The organism is Albidovulum sediminicola (assembly GCF_025751575.1).
Classification (GTDB): Bacteria; Pseudomonadota; Alphaproteobacteria; order Rhodobacterales; family Rhodobacteraceae; genus Albidovulum; species Albidovulum sediminicola.
This window is the reverse complement of record NZ_JAOWLA010000057.1, coordinates 1-1383: the sequence shown is the minus strand read 5'-3', so window position 1 is coordinate 1383 and position 1383 is coordinate 1. Positions and strand designations below refer to the sequence as shown.

Annotated in this window: 1 protein-coding gene; it reads left to right on the top strand. The window is 67.2% G+C overall.

Features of this window, described 5'->3' with window-relative positions; genetic code table 11:
* The coding region (locus tag OE647_RS20050) for an aspartate aminotransferase family protein (RefSeq protein WP_263723536.1) at positions 1 to 1374 on the top strand (1374 nt) is incomplete at its 5' end.
* Positions 1375 to 1383: the final 9 nt, after the last annotated feature.

Here is a 1383-nt window from a genome sequence, read left to right as displayed (position 1 = left end):
AAGAACGACCAACTTGACCAGTGGGACCGGGCGTCCTTCTTTCATCCCTCGACGCATCTGGCGCAGCATGCGCGCGGCGAAAGTCCGAACCGGGTGATCCGGACGGCCTCGGGCGTGCATATCGAGGACCGGGACGGCACCCGGCTTCTGGACGCCTTCGCGGGGCTTTACTGCGTCAACGTCGGCTACGGCCGCCAGGAGATCGCCGAGGCCATCGCCGCCCAGGCGAAGGAGCTGGCCTATTACCATTCCTATGTCGGGCACGGCACCGAGGCCTCGATCACGCTGGCGCACATGATCCTCGAGCGCGCGCCGAAGAACATGTCCAAGGTCTATTTCGGCCTCGGCGGGTCGGACGCCAACGAGACCAACGTCAAGCTCGTCTGGTACTACAACAACATCCTCGGCCGGCCGGAAAAGAAGAAGATCATCTCGCGCTGGCGCGGCTATCACGGCTCGGGGCTGATGACCGGCTCGCTGACGGGGCTGGAGCTTTTCCACAAGAAGTTCGACCTGCCGCTGGCGCAGGTGATCCACACCGAGGCGCCCTATTACTACCGCCGCAAGGACCTGGGCCAGTCCGAGGCCGCGTTTGTCGCCCATTGCGTGGCCGAGCTTGAGGCGCTGATCGAACGCGAGGGCGCGGACACGATCGCGGCCTTCATCGGCGAGCCGGTGCTGGGCACGGGCGGCATCGTGCCGCCGCCCGCGGGCTACTGGGCGGCGATCCAGGCGGTGCTGAAAAAGCACGACATCCTCTTGATCGCGGACGAGGTCGTGACCGGCTTCGGGCGCCTGGGCACGATGTTCGGCTCGGATCATTACGGGATCGAGGCCGACATCATCACCATCGCCAAGGGGCTGACCTCGGCCTATGCGCCGCTTTCGGGCTCGATCGTCTCGGACCGGGTCTGGAAGGTGCTGGAACAGGGCACCGACGAGAACGGCCCGATCGGCCATGGCTGGACCTATTCGGCCCACCCGATCGGGGCGGCGGCAGGCGTCGCGAACCTGCGGCTGATCGACGATCTGGGCCTGGTCGCGAACGCGGGCAAGGTCGGGGCCTACCTGAAGGGCGCGCTGAGCGAGGCGCTGGCCGGCCACCCGAACGTCGGCGAGGTGCGCGGCGAGGGCCTGCTCTGCGCCGTGGAATTCGTCGAGGACCGCGCCAGCCGCACCTTCTTCGACCCCGCCAGGAAGATCGGCCCCCAGGTCTCCGCCACGCTCTTGGCCCAGGACAAGATCATCGCGCGCGCCATGCCCCAGGGCGACATCCTCGGCTTCGCCCCGCCCTTCTGCCTCTCCGAGGCCGAAGCCGACCACATCGCCGCCGCAACCAGACGCGCCGTCGAAACCACCCTCGGAAAAGCCTGAGACGGAAAA